Below are 25,892 nucleotides of genomic sequence, written 5' to 3' on the forward strand. Positions count from 1 at the left end.
GCACCGCCGCGGCAGGAGCGCTCAGATGGCCGTGTGTGGCGCCTGGCCCTCGTCCCCGTGCTGTTCCACCGCGCGGCGCTGGCGCAGCCGGTCCAGCCGGTTCATCACCGGCGCGGTCGTTGCACCGTGCAGCACGATCGACATCGCCACCACCAGCCCCACAAACGCCCAGAGCTGCTCCGCCTGCGCGCCGAAGTTCCCGTGGCCCAGTGCGAAGGCGAGGTAATACAGCGAGCCGATGCCGCGGATGCCGAAGAAGGAGATCGCGATGCGTTCGCGGGGGCCGGTCTTACCTCGGGCCAGCCCCAGCCAGCCCGCCAGCGGACGCACCAGCAGCAGGAACGCCAGAGCCACCAGCACCTCGGCCCATCCGATCCCGGCCAGCAGGCCGCGCGCTATAGCCCCGCCCAGCAGCACCAGGATCACCACGGTCAGGAGCCGCTCCAGCTGCTCCACGTAGGAGTGCATCACGCGGTGGAAGCCATGCGTGCGTTCTGCGGCGCGGATGGTGACGGCGCAGACGAACACCGCCACGAAGCCGTAGCCCTCAACCATCTGGGTCACGCCGTAGGCCAGGAATGTTGCCGCCAGCGCCACAAAACCCTCGGAATGGTTGGACAGCCGGACGCTCTCGTGCCGGGCCGTGAAGAAGAGCCGGCCCAGCAGCTTCCCCGTCGCGAGCCCCAGCAGCACGCCGACGCCGATCCGCCAGAGCACGTCCACGGCTAGAAAGTGCCCCAGCCAGCCGGACGGGGACGCGCCCGCGAAGCTGATGGCGATCGCGAGGTAGACAAACGGGAACGCCAGGCCGTCGTTCAGGCCCGCCTCGGACGTCAGCCCGAAGCGGATCTCGTCCTCGTGTCCGGTTTCCGTTTCCTCATCGGCGGGCTCCCCCACCTGCACCTCGGAGGCCAGGACTGGGTCGGTGGGGGCCAGGGCGGCCGCGACAAGAAGCGCCGCGCCCAGCCCGAGGCCCAGGAACCACAGTCCCAGCAGGGTAAGGCCGAGGATGCACAGCGGCATGGCCAGGCCGAGCATCCGCCAGGTCGTTGACCACTGCCGGCGTCCGAGCGGCCGGTCCAGCGCCAGCCCGGCGCCCATCAGTGAGACGATGACGCAGACTTCGGTCAGGGAGGTGACAAATTCGCCGTGCTGCAACGGATCCGGGTCCGGCAGGGCGGGCATCAGGGTGAACGCCAGCATGCCCGCGCCGAGGAAGACCATGGGCATCGAGAGGGGCGCGTTGCGCAGCAGTTTGGGCAGCACGGCCGCGATGAAAACGGCGATTCCGGCCGCGGTGTAGGCAACACTGGGAGCCTCAAACACGTGCACGTCCTCCTGCCGCGAGCGGGATGCGGGCCTGGAATGGGTCGGGGCGCCGTTCCAACCAGAACGGCGCCCCTCGCCTCAAAAGATATACCGCCACCTGCACACTATCGGCTCCGGGCCGGTAAGCCACGCCGGACAGACTAGAATGGAGGGCGGCCAACCGGCCGGATTCTAGGAAAGACCAGTTAATGAACACACACACCATGCAGGCCCAGGCCGCTGACGCCACGTCCATCAGGCTCTCGTTTGCCAGCGCCCACGAGGTCCACCACGGCCTTGAAACGGCCGTCAACACGCTGATCGCCTCGGCCGTCCAGGACCGCCGCTGCGGGATCCGGGTCACCCGCCACGAGCCCGGCGCGTACACCGTGGCGCTCGACGAAACCGTGCCGTTCGGCGAAACGCACGAGGACGTCGCCGCCTAGCCCGCGGGCTGCCAGACGTCGAAGGGCCGGTGCGGGGTATTCCCCGCACCGGCCCTTCGCTTTGCCGCTCGCGGCGCGGGCGCTTAGCTCCGGCGCACCTGCACGCCGTCGGACTTCAGGAACAGCTGCGGCTCCGGTGCCGCGCCCGGCACCAGCCAGAGCACGTTGCCGCTGGCCGAGACCTCTTCGACGTCACCGGCCGCCAGCAGCTGTGCGTGCTTCACGATTTCGACCCGGTCCCCCGCCTTGAGGCTCTTCCAGTCGGAGACCGTGGCGGCGAATGCCGTGCGCCTGGACATGACCGTCCCGCGTGATTTCATGAACTTCTACCCCTTTGTAGATTCGTTTTTTAATTCTGGGCCCACAACATCATTGGTGTGGGCTTCGTCATATATTTACTACATTTTCCGGTCCCCCATTGACCGTGTTGCGCACGATTTCGGGGGCGCCGGAAAATCCCTGCCTGCCTCGTATTTTCTTTGCCTTCAGGCCAGATTTCCGACGGCGGATTCGGCTGCCGCCCGGACCTTGCCCGAGGCCACCAGTGCGTCCGCAGCCTCCAGCTCGGGCGAGAGGAACCTGTCCGTGCCCGGGCCTTCGACGACGTCGCGCAGCACCGCGATGACCGCGGCCCCCGCCCGGCCCGGGGTCAGCTCACCGCCGGAAAGCTCGGTCCGGATGTCCAGCGCCCGGGCCGAGGTCACGAGTTCAATCGCCAGGACGCGGCGCAGGTTCTCCACCGCGCGGCGGAGTTTGCGGGCAGCGTGCCAGCCCATCGAGACGTGGTCCTCCTGCATCGCGGAGCTCGGGATCGAGTCCACCGACGCCGGGACGGCGAGGCGCTTGTTGTCCGAGACCAGCCCGGCCTGGGTGTACTGGGCGATCATAAGCCCGGAGTCGACGCCGGGGTCCGAGGCAAGGAAGGCCGGCAGCCCGTGCGAGCGGGCCGGGTCCAGCATCCGGTCGCTCCGGCGCTCGGAGATGGAGCTCAGGTCCGCGACGGCAATGGCCAGGAAGTCCAGCACGTACGCCACGGGGGCGCCGTGGAAGTTGCCGTTGGAGCTGACCCGGCCGTCCGGCAGGACCACCGGGTTGTCGATCGCGGCGGCCAGTTCGCGGGAGGCGACCAGGGCGGCGTGGTCCACGGTGTCGCGGACCGCGCCAGCCACCTGGGGTGCGCAGCGCAGCGAGTAGGCGTCCTGGACCTTGGTGTCGTTGATCCGGTGCGAGGCCACGATCGGGGAATCGGACAGGACCCGGAGCATGTTGTCCGCGGAGGCGGCCTGGCCCGGGTGCGGCCGGAGCGCGGCGTGCAGCTCGGGCAGGAACACCTGGTCCGTGCCGAGCAGCGCCTCGACGCTGAGCGCGGCGGTGATGTCCGCCGCCGTGAGCAGCTGGCGGATGTCCGCGATGGCCATCAGCAGCATGCCGAGCATGCCCTCGGTGCCGTTCACGAGGGCTAGGCCCTCCTTTTCGGCCAGGGTGACGGGTTCGATCCCATGCGCGGCGAGAAGGTCTGCGACCGGCCGGCTGTCCTTGGCGCCGTACAGCTCGCCGTCGGGGCCGGTAGCTTCGCCTTCGCCCATCAGGACCAAAGCCACGTGGGAGAGCGGCGCGAGGTCGCCGGAGCAGCCGAGCGAGCCGAATTCGCGGACCACCGGGGTGATGCCGGCGTTGAGCACGTCCACCATGGTCTGCAGCACCACGGGGCGGACGCCGGTGCGGCCGGAGGCGAGGGTCTTGGCGCGCAGGAACATGATGCCGCGGACCACCTCGCGCTCCACCGCCGGACCCATGCCGGCGGCGTGGCTGCGGATCAGGGACTTCTGCAGCTGGGTGCGCAGCTCGGTGGGGATGTGGCGGTTGGCCAGCGCGCCGAATCCGGTGGAGATGCCGTAGGCCGGCGTCTCGCTGTGGGCGAGGCCGTCGATGTGGGCGCGGACCTTGGCGACGGCGTCGAGCGCGTCCTGGGCGATGGTGACGTGGGCGTCGTGGCGGGCGACGGCGACGACGTCCTCGGGGGTGACGCCGCTGGAGCCGAGGGTGACGGTGAGCGGCGAGTGGGTGGTGATGGTCACTTTGTGGATCCTTCGTTCATGGGGATGCGGACGCCGCGTTCCTTGGCGACCTCGACTGCGCGGTCGTAGCCGGCGTCGACGTGGCGGATGACGCCCATGCCGGGGTCGTTGGTGAGCAGGCGTTCGAGCTTCTGCGCTGCGAGGTCGGTGCCGTCGGCGACCGAGACCTGGCCGGCGTGGATGGAGCGGCCGATGCCGACGCCCCCGCCGTGGTGGATAGAGACCCAGGTGGCGCCGGAGGCGGTGTTGAGCAAGGCGTTGAGCAGCGGCCAGTCGGCGATCGCGTCGGAACCGTCGGCCATGGCCTCGGTCTCGCGGTACGGGGAGGCGACGGAGCCGGAGTCGAGGTGGTCGCGACCGATCACGATGGGGGCCTTGACCTTGCCGTCCTTGACGAGCTGGTTGAACAGCAGGCCGGCTTTGGCGCGGTCGCCGTAGCCGAGCCAGCAGATGCGGGCCGGCAGGCCTTCGAACTCCACCCGGTTCTGCGCGGCGTCGATCCAGCGGTGCAGGTGCTTGTTCTCCGGGAAGAGCTCCTTGATGGCCGCGTCCGTCACCGCGATGTCCTCGGGGTCGCCGGAGAGGGCAACCCAGCGGAACGGGCCCAGGCCCTCGCAGAACAGCGGCCGGATGTAGGCCGGGACGAAGCCAGGGAACTCGAAGGCACGGTTGTAGCCGCCCTTGCGGGCCTCGTCGCGGATGGAGTTGCCGTAGTCGAACACCTCGGCGCCGGCGTCTTGGAATTCCACCATGGCCTGGACGTGCTTGGCCATGGAGGCCTGGGCCTTCTTGGTGAAGCCTTCGGGATCGGCGGCGGTCTCGCGGTGCCATTCCTCGACCGTGATGCCCTCGGGCAGGTAGCTCAGCGGGTCATGGGCGGAGGTCTGGTCCGTGACGATGTCCACGGTGAGTTCGCCGGCGTTGTGGCGGCGCAGGATTTCGGGGAAGACCTCGGCGGCGTTGCCGACGTAGCCGACGGACCAGCCGCGGCGCTCCTCCTTGGCTGCCAGGACCTTGGCGATGGCGGCGTCGAGGTCGGTTTCCACCTCGTCGAGGTAGCGCTTGCCGGCGCGGCGGCGCAGGTGGCTCTCGTCGACGTCGACGATCAGGCAGGCGCCGTCGTTCAGGGTGACGGCGAGCGGCTGGGCGCCGCCCATGCCGCCGCAGCCGCCGGTGAGGGTCAGGGTGCCGGCGAGGGTGCCGTTTTCGTCCCCGGTGAGTTTGCGGGCGATCGCGGCGAAGGTCTCGAAGGTGCCCTGCAAGATGCCCTGGGTGCCGATGTAGATCCAGGACCCGGCGGTCATCTGGCCGTACATCATCAGGCCCTCGGCCTCGAGTCGGCGGAATTCGGGCCAGGTCGCCCAGTCGCCGACGAGGTTGGAGTTGGCCAGCAGCACGCGCGGCGCCCACTCGTTGGTGCGGAAGACGCCGACCGGCTTGCCGGACTGGACCAGCAGGGTCTCGTCCTTCTCCATGGTTTGAAGGGTGCGGGTGATGGCGTCGAACGCGGCCCAGGACCGGACGGCGCGGCCGGTGCCGCCGTAGACAACCAGGTCGTCCGGGCGCTCGGCGACCTCGGGGTCCAGGTTGTTCATCAGCATGCGCAGCGGGGCTTCGGTCTGCCAGCTCTTGGCGGTGAGCTCGGTGCCGCGGGCTGCTTTGACCGGGCGGGCGCCGGTGGTGAAATCGGCGGGTGCCATGGGGGCTCCTTCGTTCTCTGGGGTGGTTCGCGGGAAGAGGTTCTGTATCAACTAAAGCCTGTCCGGAGGCCCGGAAACAGGGGGTTCGAACGGGTGCTGTCCGGGATGCCAGACCCACCCGGGTACCCCAAGCAACTGGCAGCAGGGGCCGTTTTGAACGCCCAAAACGGCCCCTGCTGCCAGTTACTTGTCCGGGTCAGGCGGAGGGGCGGCCGTGGATCCGGGCCGAGAGGTCATCCGCGGCCTTTTTGACCCGCGCGGCCAGGACCGGCCACTGCTCCGCGGGCAGTTTGTCCTCCAAAAACGTCACAGCGACGGCGGCGGTGGGCCAGCCCGCATGGTCCGTCACGGCGGCGGCGATCGAGCCGAAGCCCGGCGTCACCTCGCCGTGTTCGGTGGCGTAGCCGCGCAGCCGGACCTGGTCCAGATGCGAGGACAGCGCGGAGTACTTGGTGATGGGCGATTCGGTCTCATGCCGCGCGCTGAAGGCCGCGGCGTTCGGGTACAGCGCCCGGACCTGGGACTTCGGCAGCGCGGCCAGGATTGCCCGCCCGCTGGCGGTGAGGTGGCTGGGCAGCCGGACGCCGACGTCGGTCACGAGCGAGGGCCGGTTCTTGGCACGCTCCTCGACGATGTAGAGCACGTCGCGGCCATGCAGCACGGCCAGGTGGGCACTCTCGCCGAGCACGTCCACGAGCGTCGCCAGCATGGGCCGGCCCAGCCGGGAGAGCGGCTCCTGGCGGGAATAGGCGGAGCTGAGTTCGAAGGCGCTGATGCCAAGGCCGTAGCGCTGTTCCTCGTGCAGGTGCAGCACAAAGCCGTTCGCCTCCATCACGCCCAGCAGGTGGTAGACGCTGGAGCGCGGCAGGCCCAGGGAGGTGGCAATGTTCGACGCCGCCATCGGCCCGCGTTTGGAGGCCAGCAGCTTCAGGATGCGCAGCGTGTTCTCGGCCGCCGGGACCTTGGACGCGGCCCTGGCAGATTTGGCGGCGGGCTTCGGCGCGGCGCTGGCGGCCACGTCTGGCGGGGTGATGGCGGCTGGCATGTGGTCCCCTTCGACGTCGGGCGGTGTCCGGTATCCCGTACTTAAGCATGCACCCTGGCCGCCGGCACCGGCGGGTACGCAGCAGAAGCCGGTGTCTGGAATACCAGACATTGTCAGTGTCGCCGCTGCGGGCCTTCCGCCCCTAGCCCGGCAGCCGGCGGCGGTGCTTCGCTGGACGCACGCCCCGGAACACGAGGAGGACCGCCGTGCGCTGGCTCGCAGGACTGTTTCTGGTCGCCCACGGCCTCGTCCACCTGGCCATTTGGCTGCCGCGGCCGGACGCCAAGGCGCCGTTCGACGTCGGCCGGTCCCCGTTTGCCGGGGAGGTGCTCCGGCTGGCCGTGGCCCTGGCCATCGCCGCCGCGGCGGTGCTGGGCCTCGGTGGTCTGGGGGTCCTGGTGGCGGCGCCGTGGTGGATTCCGGTCACGGTTGCCGGGGCGGGAATTTCCGCGGCCCTGCTGCTGCTCACGTTCAACCCGTGGTGGCTGATCGGCCTGGGCATCAATGCCGCCATCATTGTCCTGGCGCTGCAGCAGGGGTGACGCGGGCGTGGTCATTCGTCAGAGCCTGCAGGAGGCCGGGCTGAAAGCCGTCAAGACGGTGCACACGCTGGCCTGGTTCAGCATCGAGGCGTCGATGGTCTACGTCCTCTATGCCGGGATCCGGGGGCGCTCCGACCGGCGGGCAGGCATTGCCGGCGCCATCGTGTTCGCCGAAACGGCGATCTTCGCGGGCAACGGCTTCCACTGCCCGCTGACGGCGGTCGCGCAACGCCTCGGCGACGAGAGCGGCTCCGTGACTGACATTTACCTGCCCCAGTGGTTTGCCCGGAACCTGCCGGCGATCCACGTGCCGCTGATCGTGCTGGCCGTGGCTCTGCACGGGCGCAACCTCCGGGCGGCCGTTAAGGAAACCGGCGGCAGGATCGTCTCGCTCATGCGCCCACTCTAACCACCCGCCGGGCACCCCCCCCGGGGAGCTACCCGCGGGTAAGTAGTTTTCAGGTGCGGCCCAAGTGGTTTGGGGGTGCCAAAGGGGTAGCTGTTACTCGTGTTACTCAGGACGGCGGACCGTAAGGTTGCCGTACGACGTTACCGGACCGACCGGGCGCCTCCGCTGGGGGAGACCTCCGATCGATACGGACCGCCGGGGCCCCGCCGCCGGCCAGAGCGGCGGCGGGAGCCCTCCGCGCTGAGGTGGGACTCAGCGCCCCGGTCTCAGAAACTGGGCGCCAAGTCCCACCTCGGCAGCAGCGGAACCCGCCGCTCGTGAACCGGGCAGGCAGCCTACCGGGCGGACCAGCCGCCATCCATGGTGTAGCTGGCGCCGGTGACCATGCCGGCGTCGTCGGAGGCCAGCCAGGCCACCAGCGAAGCCACCTCCTCGGGCTCGACCAGCCGCTTGACGGCCGCCTCGGTGAGCATGATCTTGGTCAGCACCTCGGACTCGGGGATGCCGTGCACCTTGGCCTGGTCCGCAATCTGGGATTCCACCAGCGGCGTCCGGACATAGCCGGGGTTGATGCAGTTGGACGTGACACCGTGCGCGCCGCCCTCCAGCGCCGTCACCTTGCTCAGCCCTTCCAGGCCGTGCTTGGCGGAGACATAGGCGCTCTTGAACGGCGAAGCCCGCAGCCCGTGAACCGAGGACAGGTTGATGACCCGGCCGAACCCGTTTGCGTACATGTGCGGCAGCGCGGCCCGGACCAGCAGGAACGGCGCCTCCAGCATCAGCGTGATGATGCGGCGGAAGTCGGCCGGATCGAATTCCTCGATCGGGCTGATGCGCTGGATCCCGGCGTTGTTGACCAGGATGTCGCAATCCAGGCTGAGCGTCTGCAGGGTTTCGACGTCGAGCAGGTTCACCGCCCAGGCGGTTCCCCCGACCTCGTCGGCGAGGGCTGTCGCGGCGGCCTCGTCGACATCCGCGACCACCACCTTCGCACCCCTCGCAGCGAGGGCACGGACGCTGGCCGCGCCGATTCCGCCCGCGCCGCCGGTGACCAGTGCCTTGCGGCCATTGAGCGTATTTTCCATTACCCAGCCTTCCAGTTCAGAGATTCACGGTCATCAGAGTCAAACAGTTCAGCGGTTGGCCGCCACGGCCAGGCCCTCGCGTTCGGCGTCGGCCCGGTCCACCTCCTCAAGGGCGATGCCCTTGGTTTCCTTCAGGCTAAGCACTGCCACCGTCGTAATGGCGCAGGCCACTACCAGGTAGATGGCGGTGGGCAGCCAGGAGCCGGTGTCCTTGAGCCATGCGGTGGCCAGGAGCGGCGCCAGCGAACCGGCGAAGATCGAGGTGACCTGCGAGCCCAGCGAGACGCCCGCGTAGCGCATGCGGGTGGGGAACAGTTCGGACATGAGCGCCGGCTGGCCGGCGTACATAAACGCGTGCAGGCACAGGCCGATCGTCACGGCGAGCACAATGATCACCGGGTTGCGGGTGTCGAACATCGGGAAGGCGAAGAACGGCCAGGTGGCACCGGTGATCGCGCCGACCAGGTAGACCGGCTTGCGGCCCCAGCTGTCCACGAGCCTGCCGACCTGCGGGATGACCAGGAAGTGGATGACGTGGGCGATCAGCAGGGCGAGCAGCAGCGAGGACGTGTCGTACTTGTGCACGCTCTTGAGGTAGACGATCGCGAAGCTCACCACGAGGTAGTACATGATGTTTTCCGCGAACCGGAGGCCCATGGCCTGGAGGATGCCCTTGGGGTACTTGCGGATGACTTCGCGCACTCCGTAGCTGACGGCCTGCTCCTGCTCCAGCTGTGCCTTGGCCTCGAGGAAGATCGGCGCCTCGGAGACATGGGTGCGGATGTAGTAGCCGACGAACACGATCACGGCGGAGAGCCAGAAGGCCACACGCCAGCCCCAGCCGAGGAAGTCTGCGGCGCTCAGAACGTTGGACATGATGAACAGGACCAGGGTGGCCAGCAGGTTGCCGACCGGGACAGCGGCCTGGGGCCAGCTGGACCAGAAGCCGCGGGACTCGTTGGGGCTGTGCTCGGCCACGAGCAGCACGGCGCCGCCCCATTCGCCGCCGAGGGCGAAGCCCTGGATGAAGCGCAGTGCAACCAGCAGGGCCGGGGCGAGGTAGCCGATGTCGGCGAAGCCTGGGAGGCAGCCCATCAGGAAGGTGGACACACCGATGATCACGATGGTCAGTTGCAGGGTGGGCTTGCGGCCCAGCTTGTCGCCGATCTGGCCGAAGACGATGCCGCCGAGCGGGCGGGCAACGAACCCGACGGCGTAGGTCAGGAACGCCTGGATGATGCCGTCCAGCTCATTGCCGGTGGCCGGGAAGAAGTACTTGCCGAACACCAGGGTGGCGGCGGTGGCGTAGAGGAAGAATTCGTACCACTCCACGACGGTGCCGACCATCGATGCGGCGACGATTTTCTTGAGGCCTGCACCCTTGGTGGCTGCGGCGGGGGATGCTGCGGAGCGTTGTTCTACGCTCATTTGGTTCTCCTTAGTGTCCACGGTGACACGCGCTGTGATTCACGGCACGGAAAATGGGCTTCATCGAGTATTGCCGCACATTACCCGTGGTTCAATGGCCAAACGGGCACGATGTGTGTGCAGAATTGCAGATATGAAGGCAAATCCCGACGACCTTTTGGTCCTGCTGGCCGTCTCGCGTTCGGCCAAATTCACGACGGCGGCGCAGGTCCTGGGCCTGAACCACACCACGGTCTCGCGCCGGATCGCCGCCCTGGAGAAGGCCCTCGGCGGCAGGGTCCTGTCCCGGGCCTCCGGAGGCTGGGAACTGACGGACCTCGGCGCCGCGGCGGTGGCTGTCGCGGAGCAGGTGGAAGGCGCCGTGCGCTCGCTCGAGCAGCCGGGCACGACGCCGGACCCGGTCACCGGCGTCGTGCGGATGACCGCCACGGACGGTTTCAGCGCCTATATCGCGGCCCCCGCGGTGGCCCGGCTCCGTCGCCTCCACCCCGGCCTCAGCGTGGAGATCATCACAGTAACCCGGCGGGCGCTGCAGCAGCGCTCCGGGCTGGACATTGAGGTGGTGGTCGGCGAGCCGCAGGTGCACCGCGCCGAGGCGGCCCGGCTGGGCGAGTACATGCTGGGCATGTACGCCTCGCGCAGCTACCTGGCCGAGTACGGGACGCCGGCGTCGGTGGACGAACTAAAGGAGCACCCGCTGGTCTACTTCGTCGACTCGATGCTCCAGGTGGACGACCTCGACGCCCCGCGCCGGCTGGTGCCGACGATGCGGGACGGGCTGAGCTCCACCAACGTCTTTGTCCATGTGGAGGCCACGCGGGCCGGGGCGGGGATCGGCTTCCTGCCCTGTTTCGCCGCCGACCTGCACCCGGATCTGGTCAGGCTGCTGCCGGAGCAGTTCGCCGAACTGCTCCCCTACTGGATGGTCCTGCGGCCGGATTCGATGCGCCGGCCTGCCGTGGCCGCCGTCGTGCAGGCGCTGCGTGAGCAGACCGATGCGCACCGGGAGGCCCTGATGGGCCGCGGCGGCTACGCATCGACTGCTCCGTAGGCGCCGTTTTTGGGGCCCGAAAAGGGCCGTTACTGAGCAATCGACGACGACGCCGGGTCGGGTGACGACGACGCCGGGTCGTGGCGGACGGCGGCGCCGGCGGCGAAGGCGCGCACCTTGGCGTCGTCCCAGCTGTGGGCCGGCACGGCGCCGCCGAGCAGGCGACGGGCGAGGCCGGGGTCGTCGTCGAACGGTTCATCGCTGCCGGCGATGATCATGTTGCCGTAGCGCCGGCCTTTGAGCATGGCCGGATCGGCGATGATCATGATGTGTTTGAAGGCCGCCGCGATGGTGGCGGCGTCCTCGCGCGCGTTGGTCAGGGCGGGGGCGTCGCCGGAATTCACCAGGTAGATCCCGCCGGGCGCCAGGACCCGCTTGGCGTGTGCGGTGAACTCCGCGGTGGTGAGGGGCCGCGGGGTCACGGCGCCGGCGAAGACGTCGCGGATAATGAGGTCCCGGGTCTGCGGGGTGAGGCTCTCGGTCACTTCCCGGGCCTCCCCCACGCGCAGGCGCAGCAGCGGCGCTTTGGGCAGGTCGAACCAGCCTCGGACGTACTCGGCGAGCTTGCCGTCCAGTTCCACCACCACCTGGCGGGCGTCCGGATACGCGGCGTGGAAGTAGCGCGCCAGCGAGCAGGCCCCGCCGCCGAGGTGCAGGGCCCGCAGCTTCGGCCGGCCCGCAGGGGGCCAGCGCGATTCCACCAGCGCGGCGATCCAGCGCATGTATTCGAAGTCGAGGAACAGCGGGTCCGCGAGGTCGATGTGGGAGCTCATGACGCCGTTGATCCGGAGCAGCCAGCCGGTCGAATTGTCCTGGTCCGGAATGAGCTCACAGTCGCCGGTATCGATGTAGTAGACGCCCGCGGCGGGGCCGTCAGGGCGGGCACCCTTCGGCACCTCCACCACTCCCGGCGCCGGTGTTCCGCCGTTCCGGCCGGCCGCCCTGCCCCGCTTCGCCATCAGCCGTCCGCCGTTTTGCTCATGCTTCAACCCTAGCGGGCGCCGCTCCGGCTATTTTCCGGATCTCCTTGAAATCGAATGCGAAGCGTGCTTAGTATCAAATGGTAATCATGCTTACTATTCGAGTTCGGCGCTGCCGGTGTTCTCGCCGGCAGCAGATCTACAAGGAAAGAGAGCGACGATGACAGAGAACCAATGGCCCCAGGACGGTACCTACGGCACGCCGACGCACGGCGCGCAGCTGGGTACAGAACCAGAACTGCGGCACAGCTCGACGTTCCCGCCCGCTTCCACCGTGACGCCTCCCACCGGGACATCCTCGAAGACTGATACCGCCAAGGGCGAGGCCAGCGAAGTGAAGCAGCAGGCCGCCGAATCGGCACAGAACGTTACCGAAACGGCGAAGGCCGAAGCGGCCCATGTGGCCGGTGAGGTCAAGAGCAACGCCAAGGACCTCCTGCACCAGGCACGGACCGACCTCACCGCGCAGGCCGGAACGCAGCAGCAGAAGGCCGCCCAGGGCTTGCACTCCATCTCCAGCGAACTTCACACCATGGCAAGCGCTTCGGACCAGCCCGGCGTCGCGACCGACCTGATCCGCCAGGCCGCCGAGCGGTCCTCGTCCGCGGCCACGTGGCTCGAAAACCGGGACCCCGGATCCTTGCTCAATGAGGTCAAGTCCTTTGCCCGCCAGCGCCCCGGCACCTTCCTGCTGGCCGCTGCAGGCGCAGGCATCCTGGCCGGGCGGCTGAGCCGCAGCCTCAGCGCCGGCGCCCCGGAGACGACGCCGACTTCGCAGCCCACCGGCACCGCCGCCCAGTACGGCGCCCCGGCCGCCCGGGTACCGGACGCCGGCGTCGCGGTCCCCCCGCCGCCGGTAACCTACCCGGAAACGACGACGGCGAGCTTCGCCGACCCGTATCCGGCCAACCCGGGCGCCGACACGTACCCGCCCAGCCCGCTTGAGGGATCCGGCACCCAGGCCGACCCGTGGGCCAACGACCCGCTGGCGGCCGATCCGTACCGCATCGATCCGGCTGTCGACCCCGACCGTAAGGATCCGTTCGACGGAGGCCGTCGATGAGCAGCGAGATGCCCACGGGCGCCCCGATGCCTCCCACCGAGGCCCACATGAAGGCGGAAACCACCTCCCTGGGCGACCTGCTCGGTGACGTCACGCGGGACATGTCCACCCTGATGCGTCAGGAAGTGGAGCTCGCCAAGGCCGAACTGAAGCAGACCGCCGGCCGGGCAGGCAAGGGCAGCGGCATGTTTGCCGGCGCCGGCGTCGCCGGGCACTTCGTCCTGCTGTTCCTCTCCCTCGCCCTCTGGTGGGGGCTGGGAACCCTGATGGGACTGGGATGGTCCGGCGTCGTCGTTGCGATCATCTGGGGCATCATCGGCGCCGTGCTGGCCTCGATGGGCCGCAAGGAACTGAAGGCGATCAAGGGTATGCCGCAGACCGCGGAGACCCTCCAGGAAATCCCCCCGACCCTCAAGCCCAGCCACTAGAGCGAGGAAAACACAATGAGTGAAAACCCGGATGCCATCCGCGCCGACATTGAAGCAACCCGCGCCCGGCTCGGCACCAACGTCGACGCCGTGGCGGACAAGGTTACCCCGTCGCACATCGTCCAGCGCCAGACTGACAAGGTCAAAGACGCAGTGTTCGGAGTGAAGGAGAAAGTCATGGGAGCAGCCGACCACACCACCGGCAACGTGCATTCCGCGGGCGGCAGCGCCGCCTCGCACCTGAACGACGCCGGCTCCGCCGTCGCCGACGCACCGCACCTTGCCAAAACCAAGACCCAGGGCAACCCGCTCGCTGCGGGCCTCATCGCCTTCGGCGCCGGCTTGCTGGTGTCCTCGCTGATCCCGGCGAGCACCAAGGAGCGGGAAGCCGCGGACGCCCTCAAGACGGCCGCCGAGCCCCTCACCACCGAGCTGACCGAGGCCGCAAAGCACGTGGCCGAGGGCCTCAAGGAGCCCGCCCAGGACGCCATGGAGAACGTCAAGGCCACCGCCGCTGACGCCGCCCAGAACGTCAAGGGCGAAGGCCAAATGGCCGTCGCCGACGTCAAGGACCGTGCGGCCGACGCCAAGGACAACGTCCAGCAGGCGTAGCCCCACCCGGTAGACGGCCGGTTGCCCTCGCTGACGCGCTGGGCAGCCGGCCGCTGCGCTTAACCTCGAAAGAAGAACTCGATGGCCAAGAACCTCACGAACGCGGAAACTGGCTCTATGGACGACGCCGAGACCGCCAAGAGCAGCACCGCCAAAGCCAGGACCGCGCCCGCACCGGACGACTCCCGCAAGCCGAGCAGCCCTACCGATGTCACCAAACCCTCCTGGAAATACATCGCGAAGAAGACCCTGCGGGAGTTCACGAAGGACCAGTGCCCGGACCTCGCGGCATCGCTGACCTACTACTCGGTGCTCTCAATCTTCCCGGCCCTGCTGGCGCTGGTGTCACTGCTGGGTCTTTTCGGGGACGCCCAGAAAACCACCTCGGCGCTGCTGGACATCGTCCAGGGGATCGCGCCCGGTGAGACCGTCAAGACGATCCGCCCGGTGGTCGAAGAACTGGCCGGCTCCTCGGCCGCGGGCTTGACGTTCATTGTGGGCCTCCTCACCGCCCTCTGGTCCGCCTCCGGCTACGTCGGGGCGTTCGGGCGGGCGATGAACCGGGTGTATGAGACGGACGAGGGCCGGCCCTTCCTCAAGCTGCGCGGCACCATGCTCGCGGTAACGGTGGTTAACCTGCTGATCGTCGTCGTGCTGGCCGCGATGCTTGTGCTCAGCGGGCCGGTGGCCGAATCCGTGGGGAACATCATCGGCCTGGGCGGGGCCTTCCTGGCCGTCTGGAACATCGCCAAGTGGCCGGTGATGCTGGCGCTGGTGATCGTGGCCATTGCCATCCTCTACTACGCCACCCCGAACGTGAAGCAGCCCAAATTCCGCTGGATGAGCATGGGATCGGCCATCGCCCTGGTGGTCTTCCTGCTGGCATCCCTGGCGTTCGGCTTCTACGTGGCCTACTCCAACAGCTACAACAAGACCTACGGCGCCATCGGAGGTGTGATCATCGCGCTGCTCTGGCTGTGGATCCTGAACATGTCGCTGCTCTTCGGCGCCGAGTTCGACGCCGAAACCGAGCGCGGACGCCAGCTCCAGGCCGGCATCGAGGCCGAGGAGACCATCCAGCTGCCGCCGCGCGACACCAAGCAGAGCGACAAGCTGCAGGCCAGGGAGGAAGAGGACATCCGGCGCGGGCGGGAGCTCCGCGAGGAACACCGCCGCAACGGCCGGGCGGGGGACCAAAGCCCCTAGGCGCCCCGCACCCGGACGGGCTGTACTGGGGGGACGCACCGCTGGGGGGTGCCACCGTCCGCCTACCGGGAGGGTACATGCCGGCACCTGCAGCAGCTTCCCGGCCGGTCGCCGTCGGTTACGACGGTTCCGAGACCTCGCAGCTCGCCGTCCGCTGGGCCGCCAGCCATGCCGTCACCCGCCGCCTGCCCTTGAAAGTGGTGCACGCCTGGGTCTGGCCGATGTTCACCAAGGATCTGGGCCCGGTGAAGGGCGTCGCCGGCAGCGGGCTCCGGCATTCCGCCGAGGCCATCCTCGCCGAGGGCCTCGCGCTGGCCCGCGAGGCCGCGCCGGGGCTCGACGTCGACGGCGTGATGGAAGCCGGCCTGCCCGCGCAGGTGCTGCGGCATGCGTCCGACGGCGCCGCCCTCCTGGTCGTCGGAAGCCGCGGCATGGGCGGGGTGCTGGGACATCTGGCCGGGTCGGTGTGCCTGGAACTGGCCAGCTCCGCGCCGTGCCCGCTGATGGTGGTCCGCCGCCCGCACCTGCCCGGCCGGCCCGTAGTGGTGGGCGTCGATGCCGCGGCCCGGAGTTCGGCCGTCCTCGCCGACGCCGCCCGGCTCGCGGCCGCGATCGGGGCCGGGCTGCAGCTGGTCCACGTCGAGACGGGCCGGGGCGGGACCGGCAGGGAGCACGGCCGGCACGCCCCGCTGCACGGCTCCGAGCTGCTGGAGCACGCCGTCGCCGAGGCCGGGCGGCTGGTCCCCGTGCTTGCCGCCTTCGGCACCCTCAAGGACGGCCACCCGGCCGCCAAGGAACTGGTGGAGGCGGCGGCAGACGCGGATGTGCTGGTGCTCGGCACCCACAACCGCGAGGGGGGACTCGGCAACACCGTCTCCGCGGTGCTGCACAAGGCCCCCTGCAATGTCATGATTACGCGCTGATTCCCGGGCACCGGGAACACCGCTTCCGGAGCCCCCGATTCAGGAAGAGGAGTGTGGGAAAGGGAGGCGCTGTGCGAGCCTGGTGGGTTGCGCAGCCGGGCCCGATTGCCGCCGGGCCGCTGGTGTTCGGCGAGCGCCCGGACCCTGTGCCCGGCCGCGGGGAAGTCCTGCTGCGGGTGCGCGTCTGCGGGGTGTGCCGCACGGACCTGCACCTGGCCGAGGGCGAGCTGGCGCCCCGGCGGCCCGGCGTCGTCCCTGGGCACGAGGTGGTGGGCGAGGTGCTCGACGTCGGCCCCGGAGCGGCCAGGTTCCGCCGCGGTGAGCGGGTGGGGGTGGCGTGGCTGGGCGGCACCTGCCGGTCCTGCCGGTTCTGCCTGCGCGGGCAGGAAAACCTGTGCCTGTCCCCCACGTTCACCGGCTGGGACCGCGACGGCGGCTACGCCGAACTGATCACCGTTGCCGAGGATTTTGCCTACCGGATTCCGGACATCTTCCCGGATGAGCAGGCGGCTCCGCTGCTGTGCGCCGGCATCATCGGCTACCGCGCCCTGGTCCGCGCGGAACTGCCCGTCGGCGGCCGGCTGGGCATCTACGGCTTCGGCGCCTCCGCCCATCTCGCCGCCCAGCTGGCGCTGTACCAGGGGGCCAGGGTCTACGTGATGACGCGGTCGCGGGAGGCCCGCCGCCTCGCGCTGGAGCTCGGCGCCACCTTCGCCGGCGGGGCCGACGAAGTGCCGCCGGACCCGCTCGACTCTGCGATCCTCTTTGCCCCCGCCGGCGCCCTGGTGCCGCCCGCGCTGCGGGCCCTCGACCGCGGCGGGACGCTCGCCGTCGCCGGCATCCACCTAAGCGACATCCCGCCCCTGCACTACGCCGCGGAGCTGTTCCAGGAGCGGCAGCTGCGCAGCGTCACGGCCAACACCCGGGCCGACGGCGAGGAGTTCTTCCGTCTCGCCGCGGAGATCCCCCTCCGCCCCACCACGGTGGCCTACCCCTTTGACGCCGCGGACCGGGCGCTGCAAGACCTGGCCGCTGACCGGGTCACCGGCGCCGCCGTCATCCGAGTGGCCCCCTAGCCATCCTCTAACCATCCGCTAGCCGGCGCGGCGGAACTCGTGCTTCTCGCCGGCCCGGAGCAGCACCTGCCGGGCGCCCACTCGGACCAGGACCGGGGCGGCGTCCCCCGGGGCGGCGGAAACGAGCAGCCGGTCTGTTTCCAGGTGCACCGCCAGCAGCTGGTCGCGGTAGCGGACCTGGAAATCGACACGGCGGAGTTCGGCCGGGAGCCGGGGCGTGAAGTCGAGGGCGTCCCGGGTGATCCGCAACCCGGCGAAGCTGCGCTGGATGACGTCGATCGTCCCGGCCATGGCGCCGAGGTGGATGCCGGAACTGGTGGTTCCGCCCTGGGTGTCGTCCAGGTCCGCGTCCAGGGCTTCGCGGAACGTGGCCCAGGCCTGCTCGGGGTCGCGCTGGGCAAGGACCGAGGCGTGCGCCACCCGGCTGAGCGTGGAGCCGTGCGCCGTCCGGGCCAGGTAGAAGTCCACGGTCGCGGCCAGCTGCGCCGGGGTGACCGTGTAGCCCAGCCGGCCGAGGACGCCGAGGAGCTGGTCCTCGCCCAGGACGTAGAGCAGCATCAGTACGTCGGCCTGTTTGGCGAGCCGGTAGTGGTTGGTGCTGTCGCCTTCTGCTTCCAGGATGAGGTCCAGCCGCTCGATATTGCGGTAGCTGCGGCGGTAGTGGTTCCAGTCCAGTTCCCGGAGCGCACCGTAGCCCGCGAACTGGCTGATGATGCCGTCCCCGTGGAAGGGGACGAACATGTGCCGGCTCAGCCGCGTCCAGGCCGCTATTTCCGCCGTCGTTACGCCGAGCCGGGCCCGGAGGTCCTCCATGTCGAAGCCCCGGACGGACCGCATGATCCACCCGGCCTGGTCGAACAGCCAGGCGGCCATGATGTTGGTGTAGGCGTTGTCGTCCAGGCCGCCGCCCGGGTCGCCCGGATTTCCGGTGTGGTACTCGTCCGGGCCCATGACTCCGCGGAGGTGGAACCGGTCGTCGATGGGGTCATGCTCGGCCATCGAGGCGAACAGGCGGGCGACCTCGACAATGAGTTCCGCGCCGTGCTGGGTCAGCCAGCCCCGGTCCTGGGTGGCCTCGAAGTACTGCCAGGCGTTGTACGCGACGGCCAGCCCCACATGGCGTTGGAGGTGGGAATAGTCCGGCACCCAGTGCCCGGAAAGCTTGTTGTAGAGCAGCTTGGGGGTCTGCTCCGTGCCGTCGCTGCCGCTTTGCCAGGGGAACAGCGCGCCGCGCCGCCCGGCCGCCTTCGCGGCGTCGCGGGCCGTGCCGAGCCGCCGCCAGCGGTAGTCGATCAGCTCCCGGGCCAGCGAGGGCAGCCGGGAGTTCAACACCGGAAGGACAAACAGCTCGTCCCAGAAGACGTGCCCGCGGTAGCCCTCCCCGTGCAGCCCCCGGGCCGGCACACCCGCGTCCAGCTCGGCGGTGTGCGTCGTGAGGGTCTGCAGCAGGTGGAAGACGTGCAGGTTCAGGATCAGCTGCGCCTGTGAGGGGGCGTCGGACTCGATGATGAACGGGGCGAGCAGCAGGTTCCAGGCCCGCTCATGGTCCGCCAGCAGCGCCTCGAAACCGCCGGACCGCGCCAGCACCGCCTCCGCGCCCGTCAGCGGGGAGGAGACCGCGTGGTCGCGGGAGCTGGCCACCCCCACCGTCTTGGTCACCGTCACGGCGCTTCCGTCCGCGACCGGCACCTCGAAGCGGTGCGCGTACAGCCCGCCCAGCTGCTCGAAAACTGAATTGGCCGGGCCGGACAGCTCGGTCCGCAGCGCCAGGGCGATGCCGATCCTGCTCTGGCTGGTCTGCACCTGAACGCTCAGTCCGACGGCGCCGTCTACGGCTGTGTTCTGCCCACCGGCGGACTGCACACCGGCGGAGTGCACACCGGCGGAGTCCGTCACCTGCACCTCCGTCAGGTGCCGCGTGGACAGCTGCGCGTCCTCCGGGACGTTGGAGTTGGTCACCCCGGTGTCGCAGCCGCTGCGGATGCTGACGCGGCCGCTCCAGCCGTCGGCCGTGAGCCGCGTCTCCAGCGCGGCGAGGTGCGGCTCCGCCATCGAGACGATGCGGCGCTGCACCAGCTGCAGCCGCCGCCCGGCGTCGTCCTCCAGCAGCGCTTCCCGGGTGAGCAGAGCCTGCTTGAGGTCCAGTGTGCGGCGCTCCCGGCGCAGCGTCAGGCCTCCCTCGGACCACCAGGCGCCTTCCTCGATCCGCAGGTCCAGGTGCAGCCAGTCCGGGATATTCACCATGTGCTCGTCCACGGTCCGCTGGCCCTGGACCGTGCTGGCCAGCCGGTTGTAGACGCCCGCCAGGTAGCTTCCGGGGTAGTGGACTCCGCCGCCGCGGTGTTCGGGCGCCGCGCCGCGGGTGGCCAGATAGCCGTTGCCCAGGGTGGTCAGGGCCTCCCGGTGCCCCTCGTGCGCCGGATCGAAGCCATCGTAGACCAACAGCCAGGGGTGGGTAATGACGAGGCCGATGTCCAGTTCGCTGACGTCTTCGACCACGATGTCCGCGCCGGCGGCTTCGAGTTCGGCCCGCCGGCCGGAGCGGTCGATGCCAACCACCAGCCCGAAACCGCCCGCGCGTCCCGCTTCCACCCCGGCGACGGCCGCTTCGATGACCATGGCCCGGCCGGGCGGGATGTCCAGCCGGCGGACCGCTTCCAGGGCCAGCGCGGGGGACGGCTTTCCGGCGACGGCGCGCCGCGCGGACGCCTGACCGTCGGCAATGTGGTCGAAGGATCCGTCGAGGCCGACGGCGGCGAGGAGCTCGGCCGCATGGGTGGCGGAAGTGGCGAGCAGCACCGGGATCCGGCCCGCCCTGAGCCTTTCCAGCAGGGCCACCGTGCCGGGGAAGGCCCTCGGCGGCTGGCCGCGCAGCAGCTGCCCGAACAGCTCGTCCTGCCGTTTCCCGAGTCCGAACGCCGTCCATTCCTCCGGCCCGTCCGCGGGCGAGCCCGCCGGCAGCCGGACCCCGCGCGAGGCCAGGAACGCCGCGGCCCCGTCGGCAGGGGTCTTGCCCTCGATGAACGCGGTGTAGTCGGCGTCCGTGAGCGGCCCCCGCCGGGCTCCCGCCGGCAGCCGGGGATCGCCGAAAACCTCCTCAGCGAGCCGCTGCCAGGCGGCGGTGCGCAGTTCCGCGGTGTCCAGGACCACGCCGTCCAGTTCGAAGACGACCGCGTCGACGGGCGCCAGTGCGGCGGCGACTGTGGGCGAGTCCGTCATGCGCTATTCGTACCAGTCATCGGTGGGACGCAACAGTGGCGGCCGGCCCGGCGCGCGGCTTAGCCAAGGAGCGCATCCAGGGTCGTGAAGCCAAAGCCGGCCTGGCGGATCCGGGTGATGAGCTGCGGCAGGGCGTCGGCGTCCAGGGTGCTGCCGTCGTCGGGGTTGGAGCCGATGTGCATCAGCACGATTTCGCCCGGCTGCAGCCCGGCGAGCGCCCGGTCGGCGACGGTTTGGGCCGTGATCCCGCCGCTGGTCCCCTTCCAGCCCAGGGTGTCGACGCTCCAGCGGACCGGCAGGTAGCCCAGCGCGTTCACCGCGGCGATGGTCCGCGCGTCCCGCTCGCCGAAGGGGAAGCGGAACAGCGGGCGGGCATCGGCGCCCGCGGCCGCGATCGCCGCCTCCGCCCCGGCAAGTTGCTGGGCGATCTGGGCGTCGCTGAGGGACGTGAAGCCCGGGTGCGTCATCGAATGGTTGCCCACCCGGTGGCCGGCGGCCACAATCGAGGCGACGCCGCTCGGGTTGGCGCTGGCCCAGTTGCCGGTGAGGAAGAAGGTTGCCCGGACGCCGGTTGCGGCGAGCGTCTCCAGGATGCTCGGCAGGCCCGCCGAGTTGGCGCCGGCGTCGAAAGTCAGCGCGACCACCGGCCCCGCGTTCGGGATGAGCCCGACGTCGGCGCCCCGGAGCGCCGCCGGGAACGGGTCCGCGGGCGGCGGCGGCTCGACCGGCGGCGCCGGCGGGGGCTCAGCGGGCGGCGGTTCGGCGGGCGGGGGCGGGGCCTCGGTTGGCGGGGCCTCGGTTGACGGCGGGCTCGATGGCGGGCTGGCTGTGGTGCTCGAGGGCGGCGACGGCGTCGTGCTCGGGGTCGGCGCAGCGGCAGCGGACGGGGAGCCTGAGGCCGCCGGGGGTGGACCGTCGGACCGCCCGGCGAGGATCACCGCCGTCACCACCGCCGCGGCGACAAGCAGCACCGCGGCCGCCAGCGCAACCAAACGGCGGCGGTTCCCGGCCACGATCGACCACATGCTTCACCATGGCACCACCGGCCCCCGCGAGGTAGGGCTGAAGGACCCGCGCCACGGAGATGGGGAGGCCGCGCAGTAGGATGCAGGTAGGCGCAGGCGAGGGGTCCTGAGCGAAGAACGAGGCGGTTGACCGTGAAAATTGCGCTCCGGTATCCGCTGGTTGCGGGCACGGTTGCCGTTCTCCTGGCGGTGATATTGCTGCTGGTGTCGGGCCAGGACGGCATCGCGAGGATCGCCGCGAGCATCTATGCCCTCGCCGTCGCGGCCTACCTCGCCGTTGGCATGGTCCGTCGCCTGATCGGGGGCCAGTGGGGCATCGATATCCTCGCCGTCACCGCCATCGTCAGCACCGTGCTGGTGGGCGAATTCGTCGCTTCCATGATCATCGTGCTCATGATGGCCGGAGGCACCGCCCTCGAGGACTACGCGGCGGGCCGGGCCAAAAAGGAACTGACGTCCCTGCTGGAGCGTGTGCCGCAGACCGCCCACCGGGAACGCGCCGCCGGCCCCGCCGCTGCAGCGGGCACCAACCGTACCAACACTACGAACGCCGCCGGAACCAACCCGGCCGACACCAACACCGACAGCCATCATGAGGACGTGGCGGCCACCGACGTCGCGGTCGGCGACATCCTGCTGGTCCGGCCCGGTGAAGTGGTCCCGCTGGACGGCGTGCTGCTCTCCGAGGCCGGAACGTTCGACGAGTCCTCGCTCACCGGGGAAAGCCTGCCGGTGGAGCGGGTGGCCGGCGAGCCCCTGATGAGCGGGTCGCTGAACGGCGAGGCCGCCATCCGGATGCGGGTCACGGCGCTGATGGAGGACTCGCAGTACAGCCGGATCGTCGCCCTCGTGAAGGAGGCCGCCGAAAGCAAGGCGCCCATGGTGCGGCTGGCGGACCGCTACGCCGTCCCGTTCACCGCCTTCGCCTACCTCCTGGGCGCAATCGGCTGGATCATCAGCGGCAGCCCGGCCCGCTTCGCCGAGGTCCTGGTGGTCGCCACCCCCTGCCCGCTCCTGATCGCCGCGCCGGTGGCGTTCCTGGGCGGCATGAGTCGGGCCGCGCGCGGCGGCATCATCGTCAAGTACGCCGGGGTGCTGGAGCTGCTGGGCCGGATCCGCACCGCCGCGTTCGACAAGACCGGGACGCTCACCTACGGCAGGCCGGCCCTGGTTGAGGTCCGGACCGCCGGGGCCCTGCCGGAGGACGAGGTGCTGCGGCTGGCCGCCTCCGCCGAGCAGTACTCCTCCCACGTGCTCGCGGCCTCCGTGATGGACGCCGCCCGCTCCCGCGTGCTGGCCTTCGAACGCGCTTCCGAGGCCACCGAATACGCCACGCACGGCGTCCGCGCCCGGCTGGACGGGCGGGACGTAGTGGTGGGCAAGCCGAACTTTGTGGCCGAATCCGCGGAGGGGGTGGTGGAGACGGAGCTGGTGTCCGGGCAGCTGGGCATCTACGTGGGGGTGGATGGCAAATTCGCCGGCTGCCTCGTGATGAGCGACCCGCTCCGCGCCGAGGCACGCCGCACCCTGGCCGAGCTCCTTGACCTGGGGGTCTCCGAGACCGTCATGCTGACCGGCGACGCCCTGGCCACCGCCGAACACATCGCGGAGGCCGCCGGACTCACCGATGTCCGGGCCGAGTGCCTGCCGCCGGACAAGGTCGAGGCCGTGCGGTCGCTGCCGCTGCGCCCGGTCATGATGGTGGGCGACGGCGTCAACGACGCCCCGGTCCTGGCCGTCGCCGACGTCGGGATCGCGATGGGCGCGCGGGGCTCGACGGCGGCCGGCGAGTCCGCCGACGTCGTGATCATCCTCGACGACCTGTCCAAGGTCGCCTCGGCCGTGCGGATCGGCCAGCGGACCGTGAAAGTAGCGCTGCAGAGCATCTGGATCGGTATCGCGTTGAGCGTGGCGCTGATGGTGGCGGCGGCCGCGGGCTATGTCCCGGCGATCGCCGGGGCCTTGTCCCAGGAAGTGGTGGACCTCGCCACCATCCTGAATGCGCTGCGCGCGCTCAGCTCCGGGCAGCCCAAGGGCAGCGCGGGTGAGCAGGCGAAGAGGACGCCAAAGGTCAAGGCCACGCGCTAGTCGACATCATTTTCGAGCCATGGGAACCCCTGCGGAGAAGCATTCGCCCGGTTAGACACGGTCTCGAAGTTGTGAAGCCTAGGCGTGATTGGCAGATCCTGGGGAGTAACGGATACTTCGGCTACGACAGCAACGGGTTCCGTGCTGATGAACTGGCATTCGGTAATCTGCCCTAGAACAGGGTCTGTGTAACTGGGCATTCGAGTGAATTTCGTGGCCGGAAGCACATAAACCACGCCAGCTCGTGTAGGGGCCCGGCCTCCGGGCGTTGAAGCGTATGAGAGAAAAATACGTCGCTCCGACAAGGGGCCCACGGCATTTCCCGGATAGAAGCAGGCGTTCAGGAAGCGGCGGCACGTTGGAGACCGGATAGCGTACGCAATAGCCCACGTGGGATCTTCGGTCGCAAAGATGGCTTTTGTCTTCGAGAACTCGTCAGGACTGAAATCTAAGGGCGCTTGGGGTATGAGCGTCGAAAGCCCCGGTGTTTGCGAACCGTGGAGCAGGAACCCTTCGGCTGCAACGAGTTTGGCAAGGCGAGCCCAAACCGCGTCGCCGTCGACCGGAGCGGGTAGATGCCACGAAGATCTGTCCACGCGTTCAACGCTAGCAGCGGCTCATCAGGACAATTGCGGAGCGGTATGGGACGGGCGGCTAAAGCTAGCCAACGAGGTTGTCTCAAACGCGTCGCGTTTTGTCTGCAACAAACATATGCTGTGCCCGTTGGGAGAGCTATCCGATAAGGTTCAGCCCTTGGACGGAAACGCCATAGGGGGAAGCGTTCAGCTTTCACCAGTTTCACATTTGGCGTTCTAAAGTGATCTTTGGTTCGTATTTGTATGGGGGTGGTTGGAATGGCAAGGAAGCGCGGATTTCTCGCAGAGGTTCAACGTCAGCAGCGACTGGCTCAGCAGCGAGAAAGTACTGCTCAACGAGCTGTAGAGGCTGCCCAGGCAAGAGCAGTGAGAGCCCGGGCTGCCGCGGTTCGGGCAGCGGCGGCAGCGGAACGGGCGTCTGAGGCCGAACGCAAGCGGCTCGAGAAGGAGGCCCAAGCAGCGCACGTCGAAGCGCAGCAGGCTGTGGTCGAGAAGCTCAACCGCGACCTAGCCGATGAATATGCGCAGATAGACGACCTCCTTGCTGCCACCCTGGAGTCAGACGATTGGGTCGACCTGCAGTCTTTGAAGCGGAAGGCACAGCACCCACCTTTCCCGCATCCCGAATTGGAACGTCCGAACCCAGTTCCTGGACCTATCGAGGTACCCCCAGCTCCGGTCCTGCGCGAACCAGAACCTCCAACGGGACTCTTCGGCCGGAAGAAGAAGCTCGATGCGGCGCGCCAGGAGGCCAATGCCGAGTACGAGCATGCCATCCGGGAATGGACTGCCTACAGGGATTCGATCCCGCCAAAAGAAGCCGCGCTCAAAGCAACACACGCTGCCTTCGAGAAGAAGCGGCTCGAGCAGCTCAAGGCTGAACGTTCACGTTATGAGAGCGATTGCAAGGAGCGCGAGAAGGAGGTCACGGAGCACAACGCCGCAATCGACGACCTTGAGGCCGCCCTCGGCTACGGGGAAACCGATGCGATCGAGGAATACGTCGGGATCGTCCTTGCAAACTCCATCTATCCCGACCACTTTCCCGTTCAGTACGAGACCAAGTTCGACCCGGCCACGGCCGAGCTGAAGCTCACTGTAGCTGTCCCAGCACCGGACCACGTCCGGACCGTGAAGGCCTTTAGGTACGTCAAAGCCAGCGACGAGATCACCGAGACGCCGCTGTCAAAGACGGAAGCGAACAATCGCTACGCCTCCGCATTGAACCAGATCGCGATTCGTTCACTGCACGAGATCTTCGAGTCCGACCGCCAGGGCCTTATCCGAGCAGTCTCCCTGCAGGTCGGCCCCCAGACGAAAGATCCCGCGACGGGGCGAAACACCTTTATTCCCCTCGTTGCAGTGACATCTCCCCGGGAGACGTTCTTGGAGTTCGATCTCTCTGGCGTGGTCCCTGCTGCCACGCTCCAACACCTCGGCGCAGCCGTGTCCAAAAACCCCGCTGCGCTTTCAGCGGTGGATCCCGCTGGCGTACGCACGTCGTGAGTCCGGAGCACCTGCAATTCAACCCCGCCCCCGGGTGGCCGCCAGCACGGGCCGGATGGATTCCCCCTGCGGGCTGGA

23 protein-coding genes are annotated in these 25,892 nt (G+C 69.2%); 13 read left to right on the forward strand and 10 right to left on the reverse strand.

The window, feature by feature from the left end; all coding sequences use genetic code 11:
- Positions 1-21: 21 nt before the first annotated feature.
- Positions 22-1,326, reverse strand: coding sequence for a cation:proton antiporter (locus tag AC6I9V_RS07080; protein WP_497898858.1), 1,305 nt, complete (start codon positions 1,324-1,326; stop codon positions 22-24).
- Positions 1,327-1,517: 191 nt separating this feature from the next.
- Between AC6I9V_RS07080 and AC6I9V_RS07085 the strand changes: the two genes are divergently transcribed.
- A complete protein-coding gene (locus tag AC6I9V_RS07085) occupies positions 1,518-1,754 on the forward strand; it encodes a hypothetical protein (RefSeq protein WP_497898859.1) in 237 nt (78 codons plus the stop codon).
- 83 nt (positions 1,755-1,837) lie between these two features.
- Here the strand turns inward: AC6I9V_RS07085 and AC6I9V_RS07090 are convergent, their stop codons facing one another.
- From AC6I9V_RS07090 to AC6I9V_RS07105, 4 genes are all read right to left on the reverse strand, one after another.
- Positions 1,838-2,074 carry a hypothetical protein gene (locus AC6I9V_RS07090; RefSeq protein WP_349413221.1) on the reverse strand — a complete coding sequence of 79 codons (237 nt, stop codon included), beginning with the start codon at positions 2,072-2,074 and terminating at the stop codon, positions 1,838-1,840.
- A gap of 165 nt (positions 2,075-2,239) precedes the next feature.
- Positions 2,240-3,832, reverse strand: coding sequence for a histidine ammonia-lyase (hutH, locus tag AC6I9V_RS07095; RefSeq protein WP_497898860.1), 1,593 nt, complete (start codon positions 3,830-3,832; stop codon positions 2,240-2,242).
- The gene (gene hutU / locus AC6I9V_RS07100) at positions 3,829-5,532 is read right to left on the reverse strand and encodes a urocanate hydratase (RefSeq protein WP_497898861.1); all 1,704 of its coding nucleotides are present in this window, start codon (positions 5,530-5,532) and stop codon (positions 3,829-3,831) included. The genes hutH and hutU overlap by 4 nt, the downstream gene beginning before the upstream one ends.
- 196 nt (positions 5,533-5,728) lie before the next feature.
- On the reverse strand, positions 5,729-6,577 hold the full coding sequence (locus tag AC6I9V_RS07105; RefSeq protein WP_497898862.1) for an IclR family transcriptional regulator: 849 nt from the start codon (positions 6,575-6,577) through the stop codon (positions 5,729-5,731).
- Between the two features lie 206 nt (positions 6,578-6,783).
- On the opposite strand from AC6I9V_RS07105, the gene AC6I9V_RS07110 reads away from it, so the two are divergent.
- Both AC6I9V_RS07110 and AC6I9V_RS07115 read left to right on the forward strand, forming a co-directional pair.
- On the forward strand, positions 6,784-7,119 hold the full coding sequence (locus AC6I9V_RS07110; protein WP_497898863.1) for a hypothetical protein: 336 nt from the start codon (positions 6,784-6,786) through the stop codon (positions 7,117-7,119).
- A gap of 7 nt (positions 7,120-7,126) precedes the next feature.
- Positions 7,127-7,528 (forward strand): hypothetical protein, encoded by a 402-nt coding sequence (locus AC6I9V_RS07115; protein ID WP_497898864.1) that lies wholly within the window; start codon positions 7,127-7,129, stop codon positions 7,526-7,528.
- Positions 7,529-7,863: 335 nt separating this feature from the next.
- Here the strand turns inward: AC6I9V_RS07115 and AC6I9V_RS07120 are convergent, their stop codons facing one another.
- The gene (locus AC6I9V_RS07120) at positions 7,864-8,613 is read right to left on the reverse strand and encodes a 3-hydroxybutyrate dehydrogenase (RefSeq protein WP_497898865.1); all 750 of its coding nucleotides are present in this window, start codon (positions 8,611-8,613) and stop codon (positions 7,864-7,866) included.
- Positions 8,614-8,661: 48 nt separating this feature from the next.
- On the reverse strand, positions 8,662-10,041 hold the full coding sequence (locus AC6I9V_RS07125; protein ID WP_497898866.1) for an MFS transporter: 1,380 nt from the start codon (positions 10,039-10,041) through the stop codon (positions 8,662-8,664).
- A 133-nt stretch (positions 10,042-10,174) separates the two neighbouring features.
- On the opposite strand from AC6I9V_RS07125, the gene AC6I9V_RS07130 reads away from it, so the two are divergent.
- Positions 10,175-11,092 carry a LysR family transcriptional regulator gene (locus tag AC6I9V_RS07130; RefSeq protein WP_497898867.1) on the forward strand — a complete coding sequence of 306 codons (918 nt, stop codon included), beginning with the start codon at positions 10,175-10,177 and terminating at the stop codon, positions 11,090-11,092.
- Between the two features lie 29 nt (positions 11,093-11,121).
- Here the strand turns inward: AC6I9V_RS07130 and AC6I9V_RS07135 are convergent, their stop codons facing one another.
- Positions 11,122-12,051 (reverse strand): spermidine synthase, encoded by a 930-nt coding sequence (locus AC6I9V_RS07135; protein ID WP_497898868.1) that lies wholly within the window; start codon positions 12,049-12,051, stop codon positions 11,122-11,124.
- Between the two features lie 181 nt (positions 12,052-12,232).
- On the opposite strand from AC6I9V_RS07135, the gene AC6I9V_RS07140 reads away from it, so the two are divergent.
- From AC6I9V_RS07140 to AC6I9V_RS07165, 6 genes are all read left to right on the forward strand, one after another.
- Positions 12,233-13,135: a hypothetical protein gene (locus AC6I9V_RS07140; protein WP_497898869.1), complete on the forward strand. Its 903-nt coding sequence runs from the start codon at positions 12,233-12,235 to the stop codon at positions 13,133-13,135.
- The gene (locus tag AC6I9V_RS07145) at positions 13,132-13,563 is read left to right on the forward strand and encodes a phage holin family protein (protein ID WP_497898870.1); all 432 of its coding nucleotides are present in this window, start codon (positions 13,132-13,134) and stop codon (positions 13,561-13,563) included. The genes AC6I9V_RS07140 and AC6I9V_RS07145 overlap by 4 nt, the downstream gene beginning before the upstream one ends.
- 15 nt (positions 13,564-13,578) lie before the next feature.
- On the forward strand, positions 13,579-14,175 hold the full coding sequence (locus AC6I9V_RS07150; RefSeq protein WP_497898871.1) for a DUF3618 domain-containing protein: 597 nt from the start codon (positions 13,579-13,581) through the stop codon (positions 14,173-14,175).
- A gap of 81 nt (positions 14,176-14,256) precedes the next feature.
- The gene (locus AC6I9V_RS07155) at positions 14,257-15,381 is read left to right on the forward strand and encodes a YihY/virulence factor BrkB family protein (protein WP_497898872.1); all 1,125 of its coding nucleotides are present in this window, start codon (positions 14,257-14,259) and stop codon (positions 15,379-15,381) included.
- A 77-nt stretch (positions 15,382-15,458) separates the two neighbouring features.
- The gene (locus tag AC6I9V_RS07160) at positions 15,459-16,304 is read left to right on the forward strand and encodes a universal stress protein (RefSeq protein ID WP_497898873.1); all 846 of its coding nucleotides are present in this window, start codon (positions 15,459-15,461) and stop codon (positions 16,302-16,304) included.
- A 71-nt stretch (positions 16,305-16,375) separates the two neighbouring features.
- The gene (locus AC6I9V_RS07165) at positions 16,376-17,380 is read left to right on the forward strand and encodes a zinc-dependent alcohol dehydrogenase family protein (RefSeq protein ID WP_497898874.1); all 1,005 of its coding nucleotides are present in this window, start codon (positions 16,376-16,378) and stop codon (positions 17,378-17,380) included.
- A gap of 18 nt (positions 17,381-17,398) precedes the next feature.
- On the opposite strand, the gene AC6I9V_RS07170 is transcribed toward AC6I9V_RS07165, so the two are convergent.
- Together AC6I9V_RS07170 and AC6I9V_RS07175 are read right to left on the reverse strand one after the other, a co-directional pair.
- Positions 17,399-20,599, reverse strand: a complete 3,201-nt coding sequence (locus AC6I9V_RS07170) for an HAD family hydrolase (RefSeq protein ID WP_497898875.1) — start codon at positions 20,597-20,599, stop codon at positions 17,399-17,401.
- A gap of 59 nt (positions 20,600-20,658) precedes the next feature.
- Positions 20,659-21,243: a polysaccharide deacetylase family protein gene (locus tag AC6I9V_RS07175; protein ID WP_497898876.1), complete on the reverse strand. Its 585-nt coding sequence runs from the start codon at positions 21,241-21,243 to the stop codon at positions 20,659-20,661.
- A 16-nt stretch (positions 21,244-21,259) separates the two neighbouring features.
- Between AC6I9V_RS07175 and AC6I9V_RS07180 the strand changes: the two genes are divergently transcribed.
- The 3 genes from AC6I9V_RS07180 to AC6I9V_RS07190 all read left to right on the forward strand — a co-directional run bounded on the left by AC6I9V_RS07180 (position 21,260) and on the right by AC6I9V_RS07190 (position 25,814).
- Positions 21,260-21,703 (forward strand): hypothetical protein, encoded by a 444-nt coding sequence (locus AC6I9V_RS07180; RefSeq protein ID WP_497898877.1) that lies wholly within the window; start codon positions 21,260-21,262, stop codon positions 21,701-21,703.
- A gap of 53 nt (positions 21,704-21,756) precedes the next feature.
- Positions 21,757-23,712: a heavy metal translocating P-type ATPase gene (locus tag AC6I9V_RS07185; protein ID WP_497898878.1), complete on the forward strand. Its 1,956-nt coding sequence runs from the start codon at positions 21,757-21,759 to the stop codon at positions 23,710-23,712.
- 962 nt (positions 23,713-24,674) lie between these two features.
- Entirely contained in the window at positions 24,675-25,814 is a 1,140-nt protein-coding gene (locus tag AC6I9V_RS07190) for a hypothetical protein (protein ID WP_497898879.1), read from the forward strand.
- Positions 25,815-25,892: the final 78 nt, after the last annotated feature.

This window comes from Arthrobacter sp. SlRoot2-15, assembly GCF_059739345.1.

Coding starts and splice junctions, on each gene's coding strand:
- AC6I9V_RS07085 (WP_497898859.1), top strand. CDS start 1,518: ATGAACACACACACCATGCAGGCCCAGGCCGCTGACGCCACGTCCATC.
- AC6I9V_RS07090 (WP_349413221.1), bottom strand. CDS start 2,074: ATGAAATCACGCGGGACGGTCATGTCCAGGCGCACGGCATTCGCCGCC.
- hutU (WP_497898861.1), bottom strand. CDS start 5,532: ATGGCACCCGCCGATTTCACCACCGGCGCCCGCCCGGTCAAAGCAGCC.
- AC6I9V_RS07105 (WP_497898862.1), bottom strand. CDS start 6,577: ATGCCAGCCGCCATCACCCCGCCAGACGTGGCCGCCAGCGCCGCGCCG.
- AC6I9V_RS07120 (WP_497898865.1), bottom strand. CDS start 8,613: ATGGAAAATACGCTCAATGGCCGCAAGGCACTGGTCACCGGCGGCGCG.
- AC6I9V_RS07125 (WP_497898866.1), bottom strand. CDS start 10,041: ATGAGCGTAGAACAACGCTCCGCAGCATCCCCCGCCGCAGCCACCAAG.
- AC6I9V_RS07130 (WP_497898867.1), top strand. CDS start 10,175: ATGAAGGCAAATCCCGACGACCTTTTGGTCCTGCTGGCCGTCTCGCGT.
- AC6I9V_RS07135 (WP_497898868.1), bottom strand. CDS start 12,051: ATGGCGAAGCGGGGCAGGGCGGCCGGCCGGAACGGCGGAACACCGGCG.
- AC6I9V_RS07140 (WP_497898869.1), top strand. CDS start 12,233: ATGACAGAGAACCAATGGCCCCAGGACGGTACCTACGGCACGCCGACG.
- AC6I9V_RS07145 (WP_497898870.1), top strand. CDS start 13,132: ATGAGCAGCGAGATGCCCACGGGCGCCCCGATGCCTCCCACCGAGGCC.
- AC6I9V_RS07150 (WP_497898871.1), top strand. CDS start 13,579: ATGAGTGAAAACCCGGATGCCATCCGCGCCGACATTGAAGCAACCCGC.
- AC6I9V_RS07155 (WP_497898872.1), top strand. CDS start 14,257: ATGGCCAAGAACCTCACGAACGCGGAAACTGGCTCTATGGACGACGCC.
- AC6I9V_RS07160 (WP_497898873.1), top strand. CDS start 15,459: ATGCCGGCACCTGCAGCAGCTTCCCGGCCGGTCGCCGTCGGTTACGAC.
- AC6I9V_RS07170 (WP_497898875.1), bottom strand. CDS start 20,599: ATGACGGACTCGCCCACAGTCGCCGCCGCACTGGCGCCCGTCGACGCG.
- AC6I9V_RS07180 (WP_497898877.1), top strand. CDS start 21,260: ATGAGCCCGACGTCGGCGCCCCGGAGCGCCGCCGGGAACGGGTCCGCG.